The following is a 15,391-nucleotide window of genomic DNA, read 5'->3' on the forward strand; positions in this document are numbered from 1 at the left end:
CGGTCGTCGGCCCGCTCACCGGCCGGTCCGATCCGGCATCCCGCACGCGGCGGACGCGACGGTTTGTACAGAGCCGGTGCGCACCGGCCCGCCGCCCGTGACCTCCGGCCTTCCTCCGCCCGCGGGACGTGGGCGAGCCGCCTCCCTCAGGGCGAGACGATCCAGGGCGACAGCGCCCCGCACGGCAGCAGGTCCACCTCGGCGCCCGCGTCCCGCAGGTCGGTGAGGACCAGCTCGTCGTACATCAGCAGCCCGGACCGCTCGGGCCAGACGATGGCCCACAGCCACAGGCCGCACGCCTCGCCGGCGAAGACGGCCCGGTCATGGGGGACGCCGGACACGTGCCAGAGCGGAGTGGGGCGGCCCGCCGCGAGGACCTTGGCGTCCGGGGGGCGGTCGACGGTCAGCCGGGCGCCGGGGTCGGGGCCGTCGATGCCCGCGTACCGGGCGCCCAGCCCGACGCCCAGCTCCTCGGCGATCAGCAGCAGCTCGCCGGGGCCGCCGAGCGGACCCGGGCCGGAACAGGCGACGGCGGTGGCCCGGCCGCCGCTGCGGTCGTCACCGGCGCAGACGACCCCCGTGAACAGCCAGCCCACCGGCAGCGGCCAGGGCATCCAGACCGGGACCCGGGCCCGGCCGACGACCACGGCCAGCGCCTCGACGCTCGGCGGGACCACGGGTTGCAGAGGGTGCACGCTCCCGTGCACGGCGCACTGCCAGGAGTCGGCGAAGAGACCGGGCGCACGCACCCGGCCACCGCACTTCGGGCAACTGGGTTCGCCCCTCATAGGGTCCAACGGTCCTCCGAGGGCGCCGTCGCGTCAAGGACGATCACCCTTCCGGAGTGCCGTGCCCGGGCGGCCGCCGGATCGCCGCGTCAGTCGAGGGGAACGCCCTTCCGCAGCGGGTCGCGCAGGTCCGTACCGTGCCGCAGCCAGCGCTCCTGGAGGGCCGCCGCGCCGTGGACGCGCTTCCAGGCGGCCTCGTTGGGGGTCATCGGCAGCAGCGGGAGGAAGCGGACGGGATCCATCGGCGCGTCCAGCGCCAGGTCCTCGACCAGCCCGCCCGGTTCGCCGACGAGGACGGCGGTGAAGGGGGCGCCCGGCCACAGCGGCGCACCGGTGTCCAGGGACGCGCCCGGGGCCACGACCAGGCCCTCCACCTGCGGGGAGGCGGCGAGCACGGCGAGCGGCCTGAGCACCTTGTCGGTGTCGGCGCGGCCCGGGCGGACGGTGAGGAGCAGCTCGGCGCGCGGCCCGCGCACCGGGTCGGCCAGCGGGGACGTCGGATCGGCCATGGGGTGCGCGGACATGCCGAGGGTGGCGTAACGGACGGCGTCCCCGACGGCGTCGCCGGTTCCGGACGCGGCGCCGCCGGTCCCGGGCACGGGGAAGCGGAGGACCTCGATGCGGTCGGTGCCGAGGAAGGTGACCGCGGCGCGCGCGTCCGGTTCGCCGAAGGCGGAGCGGAGTCCGGCCTCGACCCGTGCGAGAACGTCTGACATGGCGCCGAGCATAGAACGTGTATCGAACAGGCAAAGCGGGGGCTTGACGTCCCGGGCGGCTGCTAGCCTTGGCCTCTGGTCAGGGAGTCACGTCCGTCCCTCAGCGGGGACCGGCCGGAGGAGGTGGGGCTGCGGTGGATCCTAGTCGACCGTGCAGTACCGACAGTTCTCCCGCCTCGTCGCTCCGGACGCGCGTTCCGCGATTCGTGTGATCTGACGCCTTCCCCCGCCGGGCCCTCCGTGCCGGCTTCCGGAAGTCCTTTCGCGCCCGCGGCTCTTGGCGGGAGAACGCTGCCCTTACGCCCCTCCCGCAAGCCTTCAGCGAAGTTCTCCGCGAACTGCCGCCGTTCTCGCGCTACGCACGAAGCGCGGCCCGCTTCGTGGACGTCCGCCTGTGTCCGTACCCGGTTCGTCACAGGCCCGCACGTCCCCGTTCCTGGCCGTGTTGCCCCCGCGCCCCGACCGGCGGCCGGCCCGTGAATGGAGCCAGCCATGTCGATGATCCGTGACCTGCGCGCCGCCGTCCGTCCCGCCCTGCGCCGCGGCGGGACCCCGTACGAGTACGACGCCACTCGGGACGCGTCCACCTGCAGTGCCGTGGTGGACTGCGCCGTCTACCGCGAGGGGATGCGGGCCAGCGCCCCCTGTGGTCCCGCCGAGGCCATGCGGCGCGTCCGGGCGGAGGGCGGCTTCGTCTGGATCGGCCTCCACGAGCCCACGGAGCAGGAGTTCGCGGGCATCGCGCGCGAGTTCAACCTGCACCCGCTCGCGGTGGAGGACGCCGTCCACGCCCACCAGCGGCCCAAGCTGGAGCGGTACGACGACACGCTGTTCACCGTCTTCAAGACCATCCACTACGTGGAGCACGCCGAACTCACCGCGACCAGCGAGGTGGTGGAGACCGGTGAGGTGATGTGCTTCACCGGCGAGGACTTCATCATCACCGTCCGGCACGGCGGCCAGGGCTCGCTGCGCGCCCTGCGGCACCGGCTGGAGCAGGACCCGCCACTGCTGGCCAAGGGCCCGTCGGCGGTGCTGCACGCCATCGCGGACCAGGTGGTGGACGGCTACATAGCGGTCGCCGACGCGGTGCAGGACGACATCGACGAGGTCGAGATCGACGTCTTCTCCGCCCCCAGCAAGGGCTCCTCGCGAGGCGGCGACGCGGGCCGGATCTACCAGTTGAAGCGGGAGGTGCTGGAGTTCAAGCGGGCGGTGACGCCGCTGATGCGGCCGATGCAGTTGCTGAGCGAGCGGCCGATGCGGCTGGTCGACCCGGACATCCAGAAGTACTTCCGGGACGTCGCCGACCACCTCGCCCGGGTGCACGAGCAGGTGGTCGCCTTCGACGACCTGCTCAACTCGATCCTCCAGGCCAACCTCGCGCAGGCGTCCGTCGCGCAGAACGAGGACATGCGCAAGATCACGTCCTGGGCGGCGATCTTCGCGGTGCCGACGATGATCGCCGGCATCTACGGCATGAACTTCACGCACATGCCGGAGCTGCACTGGAGGTACGGCTATCCCACCGTCATGGTCGTCACCGTCGCGATCTGCGTGACGATCCACCGCGGCTTCAAGCGGAACGGCTGGCTCTAGCCCCTCCTCCCCGTGCCCCGCGCTCCGCGGCGATCACCAGGGCCAGGCCGGCCAGGATCACCGCGAGCGCCGGGTAGGAGGCGACCGGCGGCAACTGCCCCAGCCAGAGCGCCGCGATCAGCGCCGCGCCCGGGGTCTCCAGCAGGATCGCGGTCGAGGTGACGGACGGGCCGAGCGTCTTCACCACCCGGTTGACCAGCGAGTGGCCGAGCAACTGCGCGGTGGCCGTGAGCAGCACCAACTGCGTCCAGGCACCGCCGTCGTACGGGCCGAGCGACGCGCCCGACACCAGACAGGTCGCCAGCAGCAGGAGGGTGGTCGTCGCGTAGCAGACGAGGGTGTACGGAACGGTGGCCACCGTGCGCCGCACCTCCGCGCCCAGCAGGACGTAGCCCGCCGCCGCCATGCCGCCGGCCAGCGCGAGGCCGTCCCCCGCCAGGGCGCGCGGCGAACTCGACAGGTCGACGCCGGTGAGGATCACCACGCCCAGGAAGGCGAGGGCGGTGCCCGCCCAGGCCACGCCCGGCTGCCGCCGGCCGCGTATCCGGAGCAGGATCATCGTCCAGATCGGGGTGGTGGTGACCAGGGCGGTCGAGGAGGCCACCGAGGTCATCCCGAGGCTGGGCAGCCACACCGCGAAGTGCAGCGCGAGCAGGGCGCCGGCGGCGACGGCCAGGACGACCGCCCGTCGGTCCAGGGCGCGCAGCGCGGCGCGGTGCCGCACCAGCGCGACCGGGGTGAGCACGCCGACCGCCATGGCGTTCCGCCAGAACGCGATGGCGAGCGCCGGGACGGCCGTGATGTGGGCGATGAGCGGCGCGGACAGCGCGAGCCCCGCGACGGCGACCAGCAGGAGGACGACGTCGAGCGGGGCGTGCGTCCACCCGGCGCCCGGGCCCGGGTCGAGGCGCGACGGCACGGACGGAGGCGCGGCGGCAGGCGGTTGACCGGTGCGGGGATCACTCACGTCGCTCACAGCCCAAGCCTAGGCCGCTGCCTCGCGGAGAGTAACCGGGAATCTTCGGCGCACGGAGGGACGAACCGGCGCGTGGTCATAGAGTTGGGCGCATGACGGAGACGCGGGCGCTGATCGAAGAGGCTGCCAAGAAGTCGGGCCTGATCTGGGTCCAGGGCCCCACCGGGCCGAGCCGGGCCCTGTGGCACGTCTGGCACGAGAGCGCGGTACACCTCGTCGGCGGCCCCGGCGAGCAGCCGCTCGACGGCCTCGGCCTGACCGACGGCAGCACCGCCTCGGTGACCGTCCGCAGCAAGGACAAGGGCGGCCGGCTCGTCCAGTGGACCGCCGGGGTGACCGAACTCGCGCCCGGCGGCGAGGCGTGGACCGCCGCGGTCGCCGAACTCAAGGGCAAGCGGCTGAACGCGCCCGACGCGGAGACGATCACCGACCGGTGGGCCCGCGAGTGCCGGGTCCTCCGGCTGTCCCCCACCGGCGCGACGACGCCTCTGCCCGACGGTCCGCTGACGGCCGTGCCGCTGCCGACTCCCGCTACGACCCGACGGGCCATGCCGGCGGGCTTGCCGCGGCTGCTGCGGCGGGGGCGCGGCCGCTGAGGCCCCTGCGGGAGGCTGTGCCCCGGTCCCTCCCCCAGAGGGGGGACCGGGGCGTCACCCCCCTGCCGGGAGCCGCTTGCCGTAATCCAGCGTCTGCCCCTTCTCCGGCACGCGCAGCGGAAACCCCCGGCCCCACTCCGTGAAGTCCACTTCCCCCGCACCCCCCGCCCGCCGCAGCCGCAACGGGTACGGCGTCCCGTCGAGGGACACGTCCAGGACACCGCCGGAGCCCTGCGCGTCACCCGCCGTGAGACGGATGGAGCGGGTGCCCCCGACCGTTCCGTGGTCACCACGGAGAAGCTTGCCGTGCAGGCCGAGGAGCCCGTCGAGCAGCGTGTTCTTGTCGGTGAAGCCGCGCAACTGCCGATAGGCCGGGTCCCCGGAGGGCACCTTCACGTACTTGCCGTTGAGCTTCTGCGCGGCCGTGGCGAGGTCCCCCTTGCCCTTCTTGCCTGCGGTCCCCGCGGCCGGCGCGGGGACCGGGTTCGGGCCGCCGCCGGGCCGGGCGCCCGCGCCGCCGCGGGACCAGAACGCCGCGTCCGCCTTGACGAACAGTTCCTCGCCCACCCGCAGCAGCTCGAAGGCGACGTCCCCGGAGGTGACCTTGCCGCTGCCGCCGTCCTTCGTCAGCCGGACGTCGATCCGGTAGGTGCGGCCCTGGCTGACGATGTTGCCGGACAGGTGGACGGCGTCGGCGGCGCGGGCCGCCTCCCGGGTTCGGTCCTGGATCGCCGCGGCCTTGAGCTTGCCCACGCCGTTGGTGCCCGCGTCCGGGTCCTCCTCACCGCCGCAGGCCACCAGGACCGTGGACAGCCCCACGCACACGGCCCCCACGAGAGCCGCCTTCCGGGTTCGCACCTGCTCCTGCCTCCTGTCAGCGCCGGATACGGCAGCGTACTCGCGCCCCCTGGGTCCCGGGGGCCTCCCCCGGCGCGGAGCGGCAGCCCGCGGCCGGTCACGTTAGCCTGATCCGGACAACGGCCGGGGTCGGTCCGTGAAGGAGGTGTGCTGCGTGGCGGCGAGCGTCCGCGTGTTCGTGTCGCACTTGTCCGGGGTGGCGGTGTTCGACCCGAACGGCGACCGGGTCGGCCGGGTCCGTGACGTGGTGGCGATGCTCCGGGTCGGTGCCCGCCCGCCGCGCGTGCTGGGGCTGGTCGTCGAGGTCGTCAGCCGGCGCGTCATCTTCCTGCCGATGACCCGGGTGACGGGAGTGGAGTCGGGCCAGGTCGTCACCACCGGCGTCGTCAACATGCGCCGCTTCGAACAGCGCCCGACCGAGACCCTGGTCCTCGGCGAGCTGCTGGACCGCCGGGTGCGGCTCGTCGCCACCGGGGACGAGGCCACCGTCCTCGACGTGGCGATCACCCAGCTCCACGGCCGCCGCGACTGGGAGATCGACAAGGTCTTCGTCCGCCGCGGCAAGGGCGGGGCACTGCGCCGGAAAGGCGAGACGCTGACCGTCGAGTGGTCGGCCGTCACCGGCTTCTCGCTGGAGGAGCACGGGCAGGGCGCCGCCAGCCTGCTGGCCACCTTCGAACAGTTGCGCCCCGCGGACCTCGCCAGCGTGCTGCACCACCTGTCCCCCAAACGGCGCGCCGAGGTGGCCGCCGCCCTCGACGACGACCGGCTCGCGGACGTCCTGGAGGAGCTGCCGGAGGACGACCAGATCGAGATCCTCGGCAAGCTGAAGGAGGAGCGCGCGGCCGACGTCCTGGAGGCGATGGACCCCGACGACGCCGCCGACCTGCTCTCGGAACTGCCCGAGGAGGACAAGGAGCGGCTGCTCACCCTGATGCAGCCGGGGGACGCAGCGGACGTACGGCGGCTGATGGCGTACGAGGAGCGGACGGCGGGCGGTCTGATGACGACCGAGCCGATCGTGCTGCGGCCCGACGCCACCGTCGCCGACGCCCTCGCCCGGGTCCGCAACCCCGACCTCTCCCCCGCGCTCGCCGCCCAGGTGTACGTCTGCCGGCCGCCCGACGAGACGCCGACCGGCAAGTACCTGGGAACCGTCCACTTCCAGCGGCTGCTGCGCGACCCGCCGTTCACGCTCGTCGGCTCGATCACCGACACCGACCTGCGCCCGCTGCCCCCGGACACCCCGCTGCCCGCCGTGACCAGCTACCTGGCGACGTACAACATGGTCGCGGCGCCGGTGGTGGACGCCGGCGGCTCGCTGCTGGGGGCGGTCACCGTGGACGACGTGCTGGACCACCTGCTGCCGGACGACTGGCGCGAGACGGAACTGCACCAGGGTGCCCTGGGTATGAGCGCGATGGCGGGGGCGGACGAGCCGGACGGAACGAACGAGCCGGGGGAGGCGAGGGATGGCAAGTGACCGGGGACGGGAGCACGGCCCGTCGCGCGAGCGGGCGAAGGAACGATCCGCCGCCCCGGCGGCCGCCCAGCGCGTCCGGCTGGACCAGCCGCAGCAGAAGCGGCGCCGCTGGCTGCCGGAGTACGACCCCGAGGCGTTCGGCCGGACCTCGGAGGAGATCGCCCGCTTCCTGGGCACGGGCCGGTTCATCGTCTGGATGACGGTGATCGTCGTGCTGTGGGTGGTGTGGAACACCACCGCCCCCGGCCATCTGCGCTTCGACCGCTACCCGTTCATCTTCCTCACCCTGATGCTCTCCCTCCAGGCCTCCTACGCCGCCCCGCTGATCCTGCTGGCACAGAACCGGCAGGACGACCGCGACCGCGTCAACCTGGAGCAGGACCGCGAGCAGAACGAGCGGTCCATCGCCGACACCGAGTATCTGACGCGGGAGATCGCCGCGCTGCGGATGGGGCTCGGCGAGGTGGCGACGCGGGACTGGATCCGTTCCGAGTTCCAGGACCTGATCAAGGAGCTGGAACAGCGCCGGGTATTCCCGGAGGAGAGTGAGGAACGCGACCGCTGACGGCCTTACCCCGGTGTCGGTGGTCGGCCGTACCATCAGGGCATGGCTACCGAGACCCCTGGCACCGTCCCCGCCGAAGAGGCGGTGCGCGCCGCGCTCGCGACGGTGAACGACCCCGAGATCCACCGGCCCATCACCGACCTGGGCATGGTGAAATCCGTCGACATCGCGGGGGACGGCTCGGTCGCGGTGGCGGTCTACCTGACGGTCGCCGGCTGCCCGATGCGGGAGATGATCACCGAGAACGTCCGCACGGCGGTCGCGGCGGTGCCGGGCGTGACCGGTGTGACCGTCGAGCTCGATGTGATGGGCGACGAGCAGCGGCGTGAGCTGGCCGCCTCGCTGCGCGGCGGCGTCGCGGAGCGCGAGGTGCCGTTCGCCAAGCCCGGTTCGCTCACCCGCGTCTACGCGGTGGCGTCCGGCAAGGGCGGCGTCGGCAAGTCCTCCGTGACGGTCAACCTGGCGGCGGCGATGGCGGCCGACGGGCTGAAGGTCGGCGTCGTGGACGCGGACATCTACGGCCACTCCGTCCCGCGCATGCTGGGCGCCGACGGCCGCCCCACCCAGGTCGAGAACATGATCATGCCGCCGTCGGCGAACGGTGTGAAGGTCATCTCCATCGGCATGTTCACCCCCGGCAACGCCCCGGTCGTCTGGCGCGGCCCGATGCTGCACCGCGCGCTCCAGCAGTTCCTCGCGGACGTGTACTGGGGCGACCTCGACGTCCTCCTCCTGGACCTGCCGCCGGGCACCGGCGACATCGCCATCTCGGTCGCCCAGTTGGTCCCCAACGCGGAGATCCTGGTGGTGACGACGCCTCAGCAGGCCGCCGCCGAGGTCGCCGAGCGGGCCGGCTCCATCGCCGTGCAGACCCACCAGAAGATCGTCGGCGTGGTGGAGAACATGTCCGGGCTGCCCTGCCCGCACTGCGACGAGATGGTCGACGTCTTCGGCACCGGCGGCGGCCAACTCGTCGCCGACGGCCTCACCCGCACCACCGGCGCCACCGTCCCCGTGCTGGGCTCGATTCCGATCGACGTCCGGCTGCGCGAGGGCGGCGACGAGGGCCGGCCCGTGGTGCTGACCGACCCCGACTCGCCGGCCGGCAGTGCGCTGCGCGCCATCGCGGGCAAGCTGGGCGGGCGGCAGCGGGGGCTGTCGGGGCTGTCGCTCGGGATCACGCCGCGCAACAAGTTCTGAGCGGACCCCTTGGGGGCGCCCCCTCGGGGGCGGGCCCAGGGGAGGGCGGGCGCCGGACCGGGTACGGCCGGTGCTCGCGGGGCTTCCGCGGGTGCGGCTGGTGCCGGCGAGACTTCCGCGGGTGCGGCCCGTCCGTCCACGGCCGATGACCGGGGGCCCGGCCGCGTGCGGCCGGCGGCCGCCTCGTACCGCGGCGGCGTCGGCCCGCGTACTCCTGCCGCCCGCGTCTCGCCGGCCCGCGTACGCGGCGGTGCGATCCCGCCCGTACGGCCCCGGCGGCGCCCGCTCGGGCCGGCGTGCCCGGCGCCGTGGCGGCCCGCGAGCAGGCAAGGACGGCGGCCCACGATCAGGCAGGGGGCCGGCGGTCGGTCATTCCGCGTACGAGGCGATGTCCTCGATGACCGCGAAGCCCATGCCGTAGGCGCTCATCCCGCGCCCGTACGCGCCGATGTGCACCCCGCCGGCGCACCCTCCGGTGCCGCAGGAGGCGCCGTCGCCGCCGTGACCGCAGGCGTGCGGGGCGGAGCCGGCGAGGACCCAGCCGTACTCGGACTCGCGGTAGCGGAAGTCGGCGGAGACGCCGTCGACCGGCAGCGAGAGGGTGGACCAGGGGGCCTCGTCCAGGTGGTCGGCCAGCTCCCAGGCGAGGGCCGTCTGCTGGTCGAGCCAGTTCTGCCGCAGGGCCCGCTCCATGCGGGCCGGCCAGGTACAGGCGAGGAGGCCCGCGCCGGCGAGCCAGGCCGCCGAGGAGACCGAGGTGGCCTCCAGGACGCCCGTGCCGTCGGCGCTGCGGCGCACCGGGCGGCTGGCGACGGTCACGACGACCGTGAAGCGCTGGCCGTCGGAGAGGGTGCCGGCCTTGTCGAACCGGTCGGGCTTGGCATTCCGCCCCGGCCGGCCGGGGCGCCCCGAGCGCAGTGTGGGCTCCGCGCCGTGGCCCGTGGCCCCGTGCTCCACCGTGCCGTCGGCGGCCGTGCCCACCTGCAGCAGCCAGCGCCGGCCGGTGAACGCGCCGTCCAGCCCGTACCAGGGGAACGCCGCCTGGAGGTAACCGTCGAGTGGCCGCCGCTCGCCGGGCGCCCGCTCCGGCTCGTCCGGTCCCCCGGGGAGCGAATCCCCGGCGGGCACTCCGGCCGTCACTGCCCGGCTGGTGGTCTCCATCTGCGCGGCGCCTCCTCATTGCCCCGTCGTGCCCGGCCCGCCGCTCCGGCGAGCGTCGTCGACCCGGACAAGGGGAGGATAGCCACCCGCGTCAATGGGGCACCGCAGGCGTGGCTCAGGTGGCGTCGGAGTCGAACGGAGGTCGCTCGCCCGGCTGGACGGGCCCCTTCTTCATCAGATCCGGCTTCTTGAGCAGATCGGGACCGCCGGCGGGCTGCGACGCGGCCGGCTCCGGGTCGCGCCCGTGCACCGCGTCCGTGACCTCGGCCATCTCGGAGCGGAAGTCGAAGCCGTTGCGGATCTCCTTCAGGCCGAGCTCGTCCTTGTCCAGGACGTGCTTGCGGACGAAGGTGCGGGGGTTGAGGTCCTCGAACTCGAAGTCCTTGAACTCGGGCCCCAGCTCGGAACGGATGTCCTCCTTGGCGCTCTCCGAGAACTGCCGCAGCTTGCGCAGGGTGCGCGACACGTCCTGGATCATCTTCGGCAGCTTGTCCGGACCGAAAATGAGCAGAGCGAGGACGACGAGCGCGATCAGCTCGGGAAGTCCTATGTCGAGCACCTGCAGCTCCTTGATGCGTGGGCGGCCCAGGGGTTCAGGCCGCCTCTCACGGTACCTGGCCCGGTGGGGGTGCGGGAGACGGCCGGGCCAACATCGGGCCAAGGGTCAGCTCGAACTGGCCGTCCCAAGCGTCATCCGGATGGTCCGCTCCTTGCCGTCACGCTCGACGGTGAGGGTCAGCCGGTCCCCCGGCCGGTGGCTGCGGATCTTGACGATGAGCTCCTGACCACTGTGGACGGGCACGTCGTCGACCTTTTTGATCACATCACCGGCGGCGATGCCCGCCTTGTCGGCCGGGCCGTTCGGGGTGACGGGAGTGCCGCTGCCGCCCTTGGGATTCACCCGGGCGCCATCGCCCTGGTACTCCATGTCGAGTGACACACCTATCACCGGATGGGTGGCCCGGCCGGTGTTGATCAGCTCCTCGGCGACCCGCTTGGCCTGGTTGATCGGGATGGCGAAGCCGAGGCCTATGCTCCCGCCCTGGCCGCCGGACTCCGACGAGCCACCGGCCGAGCGGATGGCGCTGTTGATGCCGATGACCCGGCCGCGGGAGTCCACCAGGGGACCGCCGGAGTTGCCCGGGTTGATCGGGGCGTCCGTCTGGAGGGCGTCGACGTAGCTGACGTCGCTGCCGTCGCCCTTCTTGCCGCCGGCGGTGATCGGGCGCGCCTTGGCGCTGATGATGCCCGTGGTGACGGTGCCGGCGAGGTCGAAGGGCGCGCCGATGGCGACGACCGAGTCCCCGACGTGCACGGAGTCCGAGTTGCCCAGCGGCAGCGGGGTGAGCCCGGAGACGTTCTTGACCTTGACGACGGCCAGGTCGTAGCCGCTGTCCCGGCCGACGACGGTGGCCTTGGCGGTCTGTCCGCCGTTGAAGGTCACCTGTATCTCGCCGCTGCCGCCGGCGGGCTCCACGACGTGGTTGTTGGTGAGGATGTGGCCCTTGGTGTCCAGGACGAAGCCCGTGCCGGTGCCCTGACCGCTGCTGCCGCGCACGTGCAGGGTAACGACGCCGGGGAGGGCGCGGGCCGCGATGCCCGCGATGCTTCCCGGGTCGCGGTCGGACTTGTCGGCGGGCGCCTGGGGCAGCGTCACCCGGTGCCCCGGGCCGCCGTCGCGCTCCAGCCAGGCACCGATCCCGCCCCCGATGCCGCCGGCCACCAGCGCCACGATGAGCGCGCCGGTCACGATCCGGGACCGGCTGACCGGCTTCCCGGCCGCCTTCTCCGCCACGGGCCGCGGACCGCCGCCCGCCGCGGCCCAGGGGTCGTACTGCCAGGGACCACCGGCGCCCGGGGGCATCCCCGGGCCGTACCCGTACCCCCCGCCGGCGGGGGCGGGAGCAGGGGCGGGAGCAGGAGCAGGGGCCGGGTACCCGTACCCGACGGGTGCGGGCGCGGGTCCGGGCACGGGCGCGGGCGCGTGGGCGTACGGGGGCGGCACCTCGCCGCCGGGCGCGGGCGCGGAGGCGTGACCCGCCACCGGGGCACCGCCGACGGCGACCGGAGCCTGCGGCTCGGACGCGGCGGCGGGCTCTCCACCCGTGCCCGCGACGGCCGAACCCGGCGCGTCGGGCGGGGAATCGGAGGAACGGGCGCCCGCCGGCGCGGGGGCGGCGGGGGCGTACGTCTCTGCCGCATCGGCGGCGGAGGGAGGCGCGGTGGCAGGGCGCTGCCCCACGCCGGAGGCGGGGTCGGTCACGCGGCCCGCCGGGGAGGGGGCGGGGCCGGCCGGGCCGCCCGGAGCGGGCGGGAGCTGAGCGGCGGCGACCGGGCCGTGCTCGGAGGTTTCCGCCGTCTCGGGCCGGTGCCGGTCGTGAGCCTCGGGACGGCTCGTCCCCGTGGCGGACGACCGGGCGGGCGGACGCTGCGCGGCGGCAGCCGGATCGCGCTCGGGCGCGCCCGCGGCAGCCGACGGATGCCGGTGCTCCGCGGCGGCGGCGGGACGGTTCTGACCAGGGGCCGGCGGGAGATGTGCGGCAGCCGGGTCGTCTTCGGACGCGGTCGGCGGCACGGGCCGGTGCCGGGCGTCGGCGGCCGGACGGCCCGGGCCCGGGGCGGGAGGACTCTGCGTGGCGGCAGCCGGCGTCGTGTCCGTACCGGGCGCCACGGCGACGACAGGTTCACGCTCGGGCGCGCCCGCGGCCGACGACGCGGGCCGGTGCTCCGCGTCAGCGGGCCGGTGCTCCGCGTCAACGGCGGGACGGCTCGCACCTTCCTCAGCCGGCCGGGTCGCCGGACCGGCCTCGGGCACGCTGGTCGCGGACGTGGGCTCGGGCCGGGCGTCGGCGGGCGCACGGACCGCGCCCGGGGCGGGCGGGCGCTGCGTGGCGGTCACCTGCGTCCCGTCCGTACCGGGCGTCGCGGAGGCGGCCAGCGGCGCGGGACCGTGCTCTGCCTCGGCCACGGCGGGACGGCTCGCGCCCGAGGCGGGCTGGGACCGCGCGGCGGCGGACAGGGCGTCCTCGGACGCCGGCGCGGGCCCCGAGTCGTCGCCCGCGGCGGAGCGGCTCGCGGCCGGTGCGGGCGGCTGGAGGGCGTACGAGCCCGTCGTGTCGGACGCCGGTGCGGCCGGGCGGCTCGTCGTGGGGGCGGAAGTGTCCGGGGAGTGGGAGGCGTCCTGGCTCGGGGCGGGGGCGGCGGAGGACGGCTGGGAGGCCGGGCTCGGCGTCTCCGGCGCCGGCCGCGGCGCGGCGAAGCCCGGCGGTACGGCGTCCTCCGGGGTCGCCGAGTGGGCCGCCGACGGCACGGCGTCCCGCGGGGTGGCCGTCGGATGTCCCGGGGACGCCGGGTACGCGGGCGGCGCGGTGCCGTCCGGTGCGGCCGGGGGGTACGGCACGGGCGGCACCGCGGCATCCGCCGGAGGGCGGTCCCGGAGGGTGGAGTACGGCCAGGCCGCGTCCGCCGGGGGCGTGGTGCCGTGGGGCGGGGTGGCGGCCGCGGGGTGCTGGACCGGCGGCGCCGGGGCCCAGGGGCCCGGGCGGCCGTAGGGGGGCGTCCCGTACGGGTCCGGGTCGTGCAGGGGTGCCCTGTCCGGTGCCGGGTGCCCGGCCGCGGGCGCCGGGGAGCCGTCCTGTCCGTGCGGCCCGGTCGGCGGCACCGGTGCCTTGCCCTCGTCCATCTCTGCTCCCCCCACGATGCGTCCACGAGCCGTGGCATCCAGCGGGATGCCCGGCCCACCGGCGATTCAACCAGGTGCCGGTGGGCGCGAGCAGGGTAACCCCGGCCTGTCAGGTGCGCATCAGCGGCCGCGTCAGCGTGTGACGGCCGCCTGCCGGGGCATGCGGAACGGCACGGCGACCGGCAGGGCGGGCGGTATGACCAGCGCGGCCCGGGTCACGGGCGGCCGGGCGGACCGCCCGGAGTCCGGCGCGGGCGTGCGGGGGCCGCCCGAGCGGCCCCGGTCCGGCCGGCGCGGCTCGCCGCCGCTCCGGGCCCCGCCGCCGGCCGTGCCGCCGCCGGGCGCGGACAGGGCGAGCGGGTTGAGCGGATGGGACACCCGGGGGTTCTCGGGCCGGGCCCGCGGCGCCTCGACGGCGGTCCGCAGCGGCTCGGCGCCGACCAGGGCGAAGGCGGCTATCGTGACGGCCCCCGCCGCGGCGAAGGCGAACCGCCGGCCGCGCGACGGGCTCCGTCCCACCTCGTGGACGCGGAACCCGCGGTCACGGGCCGTCAGGGCGGCGGCCGGCAGGAGGGCGAAGGCGTCCGCGCGCGGGCCGAAGCCGTCGCCGCGCCCGGCGCCGCCGGGGCGGTCGGCGGCGCCGTCGGCCGGCGCTCCGGGCGGCCGCGGCCCGGCGGGCCCGTCCGGGCCCATGCCCGGCAGGCTCTGGAGCCGGGCGAGCAGCCCCTCGGAGAGCTGCGGCGGCGCCGCCTCCGCGAACACGCTCTTGAGCCGGCGCTGTGCGTCGGCCTCCGCCTTGCAGGTCCGGCAGGTGGCCAGGTGGGCGAGCACCCGCTCCCGCGCATCGTGTCCCAACTCCCCGTCGACCAGGGCCGCGAGGCGGTCGCCGAGATGGAGCTCGGCGGGGGACTGACCGCCTGAACCGGTCACGCGATCCCGACCTCCCCACTCAGCCGGGCGCCGGGGGCCGCACCCGCCAGGGCGCGCTGCTCGGCGCGGGCGGAGGGCGAACGGTGCCGCAGCGCCTTGCGCAGGTGGGAGCGGCCGCGGTGGATGCGGCTCCGGACGGTGCCCAGCTTCACGCCGAGGGTCGCCGCGATCTCCTCGTAGGAGAGGCCCTCGATGTCGCAGAGCACCACCGCGGCGCGGAACTCGGGCGCCAGGGTGTCGAGCGCCTGCTGCACGTCCGCGTCGAAGTGCGTGTCGTTGAAGTGCTGCTGGGGGGAGGGCTCCCGGCTGGGGAGCCGCTCGGCGGCGTCGTCGCCCAGCGCGTCGAACCGGATGCGCTGTCGGCGGCGGACCATGTCGAGGAAGAGGTTGGTGGTGATGCGGTGCAGCCAGCCCTCGAACGTCCCCGGCGTGTACGTGGACAGCGAACGGAAGACGCGGACGAAGACCTCCTGCGTCAGGTCCTCCGCGTCGTGCTGATTGCCCGTCAGGCGGTAGGCGAGGCGGTAGACCCGTGCGCTGTGCGTGCTGACGATCTCCTCCCAGGTGGGAGGCGTCCACGCCGGCGCGTCCGCGTCGGTGGCGAACGTCGCGGTCGCGGTCGTGCGGGCGGCGGAACGGTCAGCGGTGTCGGTCACGGATTTCGGCTCCGCGGCGGACCGGCGGAAGCGCCTGAGCACTCCTCTGCGGTCACCGTTCGAAGCCGCACCTCCCCTGTCGGCTCTGGTGGTGTCCAGTGGAGCCCCTACCATATCCACCTCGCCCGTTAGCTCCGGATAAGGAATTTTGACCTGGTTTTGGAACTGATCCGCGATCCTG

Annotated in this window: 15 protein-coding genes; 6 read left to right on the forward strand and 9 right to left on the reverse strand. The window is 74.9% G+C overall.

Features of this window, described 5'->3' with window-relative positions:
- Nucleotides 1–146: 146 nt before the first annotated feature.
- The gene (locus ACZ6X9_RS02915; RefSeq protein ID WP_469776122.1) at nt 147–788 is read right to left on the reverse strand and encodes a DUF6758 family protein; all 642 of its coding nucleotides are present in this window, start codon (nt 786–788) and stop codon (nt 147–149) included.
- 89 nt (nt 789–877) lie between these two features.
- On the reverse strand, nt 878–1,504 hold the full coding sequence (locus ACZ6X9_RS02920) for a suppressor of fused domain protein (RefSeq protein ID WP_469776123.1): 627 nt from the start codon (nt 1,502–1,504) through the stop codon (nt 878–880).
- Nucleotides 1,505–1,996: 492 nt separating this feature from the next.
- Here ACZ6X9_RS02920 and ACZ6X9_RS02925 point away from each other — a divergent pair, with 492 nt between their 5' ends.
- On the forward strand, nt 1,997–3,103 hold the full coding sequence (locus ACZ6X9_RS02925; RefSeq protein WP_469776124.1) for a magnesium and cobalt transport protein CorA: 1,107 nt from the start codon (nt 1,997–1,999) through the stop codon (nt 3,101–3,103).
- Here the strand turns inward: ACZ6X9_RS02925 and ACZ6X9_RS02930 are convergent.
- Nucleotides 3,081–4,070, reverse strand: a complete 990-nt coding sequence (locus ACZ6X9_RS02930; protein ID WP_469776632.1) for a DMT family transporter — start codon at nt 4,068–4,070, stop codon at nt 3,081–3,083. The two genes, ACZ6X9_RS02925 and ACZ6X9_RS02930, sit on opposite strands and share 23 nt — an antisense overlap.
- 101 nt (nt 4,071–4,171) lie before the next feature.
- On the opposite strand from ACZ6X9_RS02930, the gene ACZ6X9_RS02935 reads away from it, so the two are divergent.
- Entirely contained in the window at nt 4,172–4,675 is a 504-nt protein-coding gene (locus ACZ6X9_RS02935) for a hypothetical protein (RefSeq protein ID WP_469776125.1), read from the forward strand.
- Nucleotides 4,676–4,729: 54 nt separating this feature from the next.
- Here the strand turns inward: ACZ6X9_RS02935 and ACZ6X9_RS02940 are convergent, their stop codons facing one another.
- Nucleotides 4,730–5,533 carry a hypothetical protein gene (locus ACZ6X9_RS02940; protein ID WP_469776126.1) on the reverse strand — a complete coding sequence of 268 codons (804 nt, stop codon included), beginning with the start codon at nt 5,531–5,533 and terminating at the stop codon, nt 4,730–4,732.
- Nucleotides 5,534–5,687: 154 nt separating this feature from the next.
- Here ACZ6X9_RS02940 and ACZ6X9_RS02945 point away from each other — a divergent pair, with 154 nt between their 5' ends.
- The 3 genes from ACZ6X9_RS02945 to ACZ6X9_RS02955 are packed head-to-tail and all read left to right on the forward strand — an operon-like array spanning nt 5,688 to nt 8,781.
- Nucleotides 5,688–7,016: a magnesium transporter MgtE N-terminal domain-containing protein gene (locus ACZ6X9_RS02945; protein ID WP_469776127.1), complete on the forward strand. Its 1,329-nt coding sequence runs from the start codon at nt 5,688–5,690 to the stop codon at nt 7,014–7,016.
- A complete protein-coding gene (locus tag ACZ6X9_RS02950; protein ID WP_469776128.1) occupies nt 7,006–7,581 on the forward strand; it encodes a DUF1003 domain-containing protein in 576 nt (191 codons plus the stop codon). The genes ACZ6X9_RS02945 and ACZ6X9_RS02950 overlap by 11 nt, the downstream gene beginning before the upstream one ends.
- Nucleotides 7,582–7,623: 42 nt before the next feature.
- Nucleotides 7,624–8,781: an Mrp/NBP35 family ATP-binding protein gene (locus ACZ6X9_RS02955; protein ID WP_469776129.1), complete on the forward strand. Its 1,158-nt coding sequence runs from the start codon at nt 7,624–7,626 to the stop codon at nt 8,779–8,781.
- 369 nt (nt 8,782–9,150) lie between these two features.
- On the opposite strand, the gene ACZ6X9_RS02960 is transcribed toward ACZ6X9_RS02955, so the two are convergent.
- The 3 genes from ACZ6X9_RS02960 to ACZ6X9_RS02970 all read right to left on the reverse strand — a co-directional run bounded on the left by ACZ6X9_RS02960 (nt 9,151) and on the right by ACZ6X9_RS02970 (nt 12,205).
- On the reverse strand, nt 9,151–9,942 hold the full coding sequence (locus ACZ6X9_RS02960) for a hypothetical protein (RefSeq protein ID WP_469776130.1): 792 nt from the start codon (nt 9,940–9,942) through the stop codon (nt 9,151–9,153).
- Nucleotides 9,943–10,057: 115 nt separating this feature from the next.
- Nucleotides 10,058–10,501: a sec-independent translocase gene (locus tag ACZ6X9_RS02965; protein WP_469776131.1), complete on the reverse strand. Its 444-nt coding sequence runs from the start codon at nt 10,499–10,501 to the stop codon at nt 10,058–10,060.
- A 105-nt stretch (nt 10,502–10,606) separates the two neighbouring features.
- On the reverse strand, nt 10,607–12,205 hold the full coding sequence (locus tag ACZ6X9_RS02970; protein WP_469776132.1) for a S1C family serine protease: 1,599 nt from the start codon (nt 12,203–12,205) through the stop codon (nt 10,607–10,609).
- A gap of 625 nt (nt 12,206–12,830) precedes the next feature.
- On the opposite strand from ACZ6X9_RS02970, the gene ACZ6X9_RS02975 reads away from it, so the two are divergent.
- A complete protein-coding gene (locus ACZ6X9_RS02975) occupies nt 12,831–13,493 on the forward strand; it encodes a hypothetical protein (RefSeq protein ID WP_469776133.1) in 663 nt (220 codons plus the stop codon).
- A 263-nt stretch (nt 13,494–13,756) separates the two neighbouring features.
- Here the strand turns inward: ACZ6X9_RS02975 and ACZ6X9_RS02980 are convergent, their stop codons facing one another.
- Both ACZ6X9_RS02980 and sigE read right to left on the reverse strand, forming a co-directional pair.
- Nucleotides 13,757–14,554 carry a zf-HC2 domain-containing protein gene (locus ACZ6X9_RS02980; protein ID WP_469776134.1) on the reverse strand — a complete coding sequence of 266 codons (798 nt, stop codon included), beginning with the start codon at nt 14,552–14,554 and terminating at the stop codon, nt 13,757–13,759.
- On the reverse strand, nt 14,551–15,324 hold the full coding sequence (gene sigE, locus ACZ6X9_RS02985) for an RNA polymerase sigma factor SigE (RefSeq protein WP_469776135.1): 774 nt from the start codon (nt 15,322–15,324) through the stop codon (nt 14,551–14,553). Before sigE ends, ACZ6X9_RS02980 begins: the two co-directional genes overlap by 4 nt.
- Nucleotides 15,325–15,391: the final 67 nt, after the last annotated feature.

Source organism: Streptomyces sp. NPDC052910 (genome assembly GCF_055585605.1).

What these genes read in the sequence shown, in the direction of transcription:
- ACZ6X9_RS02920 (WP_469776123.1), bottom strand. Translation starts at nt 1,504, where the DNA reads ATGTCAGACGTTCTCGCACGGGTCGAGGCCGGACTCCGCTCCGCCTTC.
- ACZ6X9_RS02915 (WP_469776122.1), bottom strand. Translation starts at nt 788, where the DNA reads ATGAGGGGCGAACCCAGTTGCCCGAAGTGCGGTGGCCGGGTGCGTGCG.
- ACZ6X9_RS02960 (WP_469776130.1), bottom strand. Translation starts at nt 9,942, where the DNA reads ATGGAGACCACCAGCCGGGCAGTGACGGCCGGAGTGCCCGCCGGGGAT.
- ACZ6X9_RS02955 (WP_469776129.1), top strand. Translation starts at nt 7,624, where the DNA reads ATGGCTACCGAGACCCCTGGCACCGTCCCCGCCGAAGAGGCGGTGCGC.
- ACZ6X9_RS02925 (WP_469776124.1), top strand. Translation starts at nt 1,997, where the DNA reads ATGTCGATGATCCGTGACCTGCGCGCCGCCGTCCGTCCCGCCCTGCGC.
- sigE (WP_469776135.1), bottom strand. Translation starts at nt 15,324, where the DNA reads ATGGTAGGGGCTCCACTGGACACCACCAGAGCCGACAGGGGAGGTGCG.
- ACZ6X9_RS02950 (WP_469776128.1), top strand. Translation starts at nt 7,006, where the DNA reads ATGGCAAGTGACCGGGGACGGGAGCACGGCCCGTCGCGCGAGCGGGCG.
- ACZ6X9_RS02935 (WP_469776125.1), top strand. Translation starts at nt 4,172, where the DNA reads ATGACGGAGACGCGGGCGCTGATCGAAGAGGCTGCCAAGAAGTCGGGC.